Here is a 6,000-nt window from a genome sequence, read left to right as displayed (position 1 = left end):
CAGCGGTCAGGCCCCCACCCTCTGGATACCTCACCTCACCGGCATACCGCAGGGATCATCAAGCGTCACTACCCGACGACAACCCGAAAACCTCAGTAGTGGCCGGCGCGCAGTTCGCCGTGTGGGCCGATGGCGTCGGCCACGCCCAGGCAGGTGCTGCCCCGGAGGCACCGAGTTCGTAGTGCACAGCCCCGGTGTCGACGGAACGGACCGTGAGCACGACCTCGTAGTTGCCCGGGTAGGTCACTCACCGAGCCGCAGCCGAATCCGGGCGTCTTCCGGCCTGCGGGCCATGCCGATCGGCCTGCCAAGCCGTGTCGGCCAAGATCATCCTGTCGCGGTCGTGTCCCACCGGGAACCCATCCGTGCCGGTGCCGGCGCCGGTCACCTGCAGGTTGCGCGGCTCGACGGTCAGCGGGCGATCGAGATCGCGAAGGGGGTGAATCCGATGGACCGGATGACGTGCGGTACGAACAGTATCGCGGCCTCCGTGGCGCGAGCGGTCTGGATCCCGCCGAGGTCGGTGATCCAGTCCTTGCGCCAGCCGAGGTCGATGAGCAGTTCAAGGACGGTCCGCTTGGCCTCCGGTTCCTCGCCGGAGAGGAAGGCGGTTGGCGTCTGGGTGAGCGTGGCCGGGGCGGTCATCACCGGGAAGAGCATGGTGTTGAGCGTCTTGACGACGCGCGTTTCGGGGAGCGCTTCCTGGAGTTGCTCGGCGAGGCTTGAACCGGGGTAGATCAGGGCGGCGGGCAGTCCGTCCGGTCCGTCGACGGTGGCGTTGGAGACGTCCACGAGGATCTTGCCGTGCAGCTCTTCGCGCAGGGCGGCGAGACGTTCCAGGGAGCCGGCGCCCGGGGTGGCGTTGATGACGATCCGGGCCGCCCGGGCGGCATCGGTGGCGGCGCCCGGCGCGCGGTCCGCGACGGTCACCTCGTGCCCTGCCAGGGTGAGGGCTTTCGCCAGGTTGCCGCCGACGCGGCCGTTTCCGAGAACTGCGATCGTGGTCATGATGTTCTGGTCCTTGCGTTGGGTGCGGGTTGTGGTGTGCGGGGTCAGCGGGAGAGCGTGGCGACGGCTTCGGCGTGGACGCCGGGCGCGGCGGCCAGGAAGCTCTCGCTCTGCGGGGTCCAGGGGCGGCCCTCGGCGTCGGAGATCTGTCCGCCGGCCTCGGTGACGAGCAGCGCGCCGGGCAGCAGGTCCGCTCGGGCGCCGGCGAACTGCCAGAAGGCGTCGATCCGGCCGGCGGCCACGTTCAGCAGGTGCAGGGTCGCGGGCACAGCGGTGCGGACGACGAGCGCGTCGAAGAGCATCGCGGTGATCGAGGAGCCGACGCGCCGTACGACCCTCTCGTCCTCGTCCGGCCGGGCCTGGCTGGTGGCCACGATGCTCAGGCCGAGGTCCGCGGTCGGGGAGACGCGCAGCGGCCGGCCGTCGAGGTAGGCGCCGGCGCCGGTGAGCGCGGTGTAGGTCTCGCCGGTCAGCGGCAGGTGGACCGCGGTGAGCACCGGCTGGTTCTCACGCACGAGGGTCGCGGTCACCGCCCACTCCGGCAGCGCGTGCAGGTGGTTGACGTTGCCCTCGGCCGGATCCACGACCCACCACTCGCCGGGCGGCAGCGCCCCGCCGTCCAGCTCGTCCTCCACCCAGCCGGCCTCCGGGCGCAGGCTCGTGAGGCAGGGGCGCAGGATGTCCAGGGCCGTGTCGTCGTTGACGGCGAGCGCACGCATCAGCTCGTCACGGGTCTCGTAACGGACCACATCGCCGAAACGCTCGCGCAGCGCCGCACCGGCGGCGCGCACGGCGGTCGCGGTGCGGTCGAGCAGGTCGGCGTCGGAGGTGACGACGTCAGTGGTCTGAAGCGTTTCGGACATGGTGGTGCTCCTGTCTGAGGAGGGGTGATGAGGCCGGTCGGGGTCGCGTTCGACGGACGACGGGGGGATGAAGCGCGTTGTGGAAGCGCCGTGGGCGCGGAAGAAGGCTCAGTCGATCAGTTCGGCGGCCCGTTCGGCGATGGCGTAAACGGTCGCGTTGGTGTTGGCCGAGGGGATGGACGGCATCACCGAGGCATCGGCGACACGCAGTCCGGCTATTCCGTGCACGCGAAGGTTCGCAGGGTCGACGACGGCATCGGCGTCGGTTCCCATGCGGCAGGTGCCGGTGAAGTGGAAGTAGGGGCCGGTGGCCTTGCGAATGAACTCGTCCACAGATTCGCCGCTCGTCCCGGAGCCCGGCACCGCTTCCTGCTTGCGCCAGTCGGCGAACGCGTCGGCCTCGCCGATGCGGCGTGCCACTGCCAGGCCCTTGCGCATGACCTCCAGGTCACGGTCGTCGCTCAGGTAGCCCGGGTCGACGACGGGAACACTGGCGGGATGGGCGTCCGCCAGTCGCACGGTGCCGCTGCTGTGCGGAGCCATCGCGGAGAAGGCTATGGAGTAGCCGTTGGCCGGCGGCTGGCCCCAAGCCGACGGGAGCGGTGCGGCGACGATGTAGACCTGAAGGTCCGGCCGGGCCGCGGCGGGATCGCTGAACAGCAGGCCCATCATTTCGGCCGGCGGGTTGGCAGGAACGAACGGTACGGGCTGGTCGGCCTCGTACACCACGCCCGCCATCGGATGGTCCTGCAGATGGGATCCCACTCCCGGCAGGTCGGCGACGACGTCGATACCGTGTTCCTCAAGGTGTTGGGCCGGGCCGATCCCTGACAGCATCAGGAGGTGCGCGGAACCGATGGCTCCCGCGGTCAATATGACCTCGGCGCTGTCGATGGACAGGTGCTCCCCACCGATGGTGTACTCGACGCCGGTGCAGCGGCCCGCGGTGGTGCGCAGCCGCTGCACGGTCGCGTCCGTGACGACGTCCAGGTTCGGCCGGTCGAGGAACGGACGGATGTAGGCGTCGGCCGCGCTCTGGCGGGCGCCGCCGGGCAGATTCATGTCACTCCACCCGAACCCGGTCTCCAGCCCGCTGCCGATGTCATCGGCGCGTGCGAACCCAGCCGCCGCTGCGGCGTCGACGCCCGCCGTGGCCAGGGGATGGGGTTCCGGGACCGGGGCGACCGCGACCGGCCCGTCCGTGCCCCGCACGGAGGCATCACGACTGCGAGTGCTCTCGCTGCGGCGGAAATAAGGCAGCAGATCGTCGAAACCCCAGCCCGGAGCACCGAGGCCGGGCCATTCGTCGTAACCGGACCGGTGCCCCCGCAGGTGGTAGAGGCCGTTGATGCTCGACGATCCGCCGAGCGCCTTACCGCGCAGCACGTCAGCGGCCCTGCCTGTACCGGCCTGCACGGTCGAGGCGCCCAGCCAGAGGGATGACGGGTCAAACCCCAGGAACCCCCAAGGAGATGCCATCGCCTCGGTTGCGTCCCGGGCTCCCGCCTCCAGCAACAACACCCGCACGCCCGGGCGTTCCGAAAGCCGGGAGGCAATCACGCACCCCGCCGTCCCCGCTCCCACCACGACATAGTCATAAGGACTCTTGCCCATCATGTCTCCGCTTCCCACGGCAGCACTGTCCGACCACCGGGTTTCAGGAAAAGGCTCCTCGACGATCAAAGAGCTGATTGCTTGCACGAACTAATGGGGCCGAGAAGTCCGAGCTCGGCGCGCAGAAGGCGTGGAACCGGCTGATCAGCAGCGAGCGGGCTCCAGTGGAGCGGGGCTGTCCGCAGGCAGGCCGCGCGCGCTGCTGGTGCTGACGGACACCGAGGTGGCCCGGCGGCAAACGATCACCTTGATCCGACGGGCCTGGGAGCGCCTGGTCCGGCCATTGCCGATCACCCCGTTGGGGATGTCCATGCCGGCGCCGGTGCCTGCGATGACGGCCTTCCGGCTGGACTTCTCTTGTTTCACGCGTTTCTTGTCCTTGGTGTGTACCCGTCCTGGAACAGCCCGGGTTTCCCTTCTGCCGTCGAATCTTAGGAATACGGACACGGCGCGTACTTGAACCTCCGCGACGTTCGTTCGGAACCTCAGCGCCATACGTGTGGCGAGACAGTCGGCGTCACACAGCACTGGGTCAGGCTGCTCGTACACGCCGACCGACTTCTTGCCCTGCCACAGGTAGCCGCCCTTTCCCACCGACGGCCGCGTGAACCTGGGTCGGCAGCAAGGACGTTGGGCGGCCGCAGTTCCGGCCACGGCGGGCCCGTGGCATCGGGGATGGGTGCGGATCCTCACGTCCGTCCACCGGGAGATCGACCTCTGGCAGCAGGTCGACGAGAACCTCGGCCCGGAAGCCACCCTCCGCCTGCTCTCCTGCACGGCTCCCACACCGAGTCGATCGGCGAGTGGTGGGGCTCCGGCTGGTACGAGACGATGGTCCGCCGCGCGGTTGTCCGCGCGGCGGACGACGGAAGCCTCCCAGCAATCATTCCCAGAACTTCCCGGCCCACCCCACGCCAGGAGCGCCCGGGCAAAGATCCGGACCAGCTCCGGACCAGCCCAGACCAAGGGGGCGCATCAACTGACGTTTCCGCTGGTCAGCATGGGTTTGCCTCCCGTACCACCAGCAGACGAAGAACTTGCTGGTGTCGTACTCGGCGAAGAGACTGGGCTTCTTCTAGACACCCCCACGTATGGCCGTTGGGCTGACGCGACCGTCAGCCCGCGGAGGCCACCCGGCTCCGGCGCGAGACCGAGCACCACACGGCACTGGTTGAGCCGCTGTCGGCCGTCCAGGCATCTGTCGCGCTCCGTGATCCGCCCCGACTGCGTCCGCCGGCCGGGTTGTTCGCGTCTACCGCAGTATGGACAGATCGACGGCGTTCGCCATGGCCTCCATTCCGGCGTCGTTGGGGTGCAGATGGTCGCCGGCGTCGTAGGCCGGACGTATCCGGGCGGGGTTGTTCGGGTCCCGTATGACGGCGTCGAAGTCGACGACCGCGTCGAACGCGCCACTCGTGCGGATCCAGTTGTTCACGGTCACCCGGACGCCGGCCGAGGCACTGCTCTGCGTGGAGTCGGGCAGCGCGGACCTGACACTCACCACCGACCGGCCGGACGCGGTGTCCGCGGCCCGGCCAGGAGTGGCCCTCGGACGTCAAGTCCCAAACTGTGCTTGAGTTCGCGGTCGTCATGCTCGATACGTCATCCGACTTGGCCAGACGCACGAGGTCGGTGATCGGGGTGTCGTCCGGGTTGGACAGCCAGTGATGGTCGGCGCTTCGGTATCGGGGTGATCTCGGTAGCGGGCTGGGGCCGGCAGCCGACCGGCCCGTTGCGGGCCGGAGCCACGGGCTGGGCATCCAACGGGTATCAGTCACATCCACCCTGGGGCCAGTCCGTAGGCGAGTTGGCGGTCAAGGCGCCTCCTCACCCTGCCCGGGCCACTGCCGCCCGGTACCGGCGGCTACCGCATTACGGACAGGCGGCGTGTGGCAGCGGTCCTGGGGTCGCTCGCGCCGACGTCCTGGAGTCGCATCCACGGAGGCCCAGTCTCACCCCATTCACTCGACCTATTGATTGAACACATCCTATGTCTCGGTCACTTACCCTGAGCTTGAGCGCCCCCGCCAGTAGCGTTCTTTCGCCTGATCTGGCGATTTCTGTCGATCCCCTAGACAGACCACTGACCGATGCTCGTTAATACATCCGATGTTGCTCAACCCGAGACGCACTGTGCAAGGCCTCTCTCGTGACACCGTGCGCTGTCCTGCGAACTGCCAGGAGAAGATCTTGTCCGAGCCGACCACCTGCGAAGGGCTCCTCGGCATGGCGGTCACCGACGGCGAGCACCGCCCTTGCGTCCGGGCCCCTCTCCGGAACGGGAGGCCCGATGCCCAGCGCGCGCCGTAACGCTTGTGCCGGGCGCCCTACTTAGCGTGCTCACACCGCTTATCGCCAGATTCCGCGCGCCCAAGCCGCGGCCCACCTCGGGTGATGCCACATCGCGCGAGGCGGCTCCGCACCGTCCACATGGCGCACGCTCTGCCACCAGGTTCCAGCGGCACACCGCTTCACAGCCCTTATTCACAGCCCTTAGACGATTCCTCCCCTGGCG

At 68.8% G+C, this 6,000-nt stretch carries 4 protein-coding genes and 1 pseudogene; all 5 read right to left on the bottom strand.

Features of this window, described 5'->3' with window-relative positions; translation table 11 throughout:
• Positions 1-411: 411 nt before the first annotated feature.
• Complete coding sequence (locus ACZ499_RS22690; protein ID WP_468677403.1) at positions 412-1,008, bottom strand: NADPH-dependent F420 reductase; 597 nt, start codon at positions 1,006-1,008, stop codon at positions 412-414.
• 44 nt (positions 1,009-1,052) lie between these two features.
• Positions 1,053-1,871: an inositol monophosphatase family protein gene (locus ACZ499_RS22685; RefSeq protein ID WP_468677401.1), complete on the bottom strand. Its 819-nt coding sequence runs from the start codon at positions 1,869-1,871 to the stop codon at positions 1,053-1,055.
• A 108-nt stretch (positions 1,872-1,979) separates the two neighbouring features.
• Positions 1,980-3,485 carry a GMC family oxidoreductase gene (locus ACZ499_RS22680; protein ID WP_468677431.1) on the bottom strand — a complete coding sequence of 502 codons (1,506 nt, stop codon included), beginning with the start codon at positions 3,483-3,485 and terminating at the stop codon, positions 1,980-1,982.
• A 144-nt stretch (positions 3,486-3,629) separates the two neighbouring features.
• Entirely contained in the window at positions 3,630-4,079 is a 450-nt protein-coding gene (locus tag ACZ499_RS22675) for a hypothetical protein (RefSeq protein ID WP_468677399.1), read from the bottom strand.
• Between the two features lie 658 nt (positions 4,080-4,737).
• Positions 4,738-4,968: pseudogene (locus ACZ499_RS22670) on the bottom strand (SGNH/GDSL hydrolase family protein); the annotation flags it as partial.
• Positions 4,969-6,000 lie beyond the last annotated feature (1,032 nt).

It is taken from the genome of Streptomyces sp. NPDC031265, from assembly GCF_055570295.1.
The sequence above is the reverse complement of the archived record's forward strand: the minus strand, read 5'-3'. Positions and strand labels throughout refer to the sequence as shown.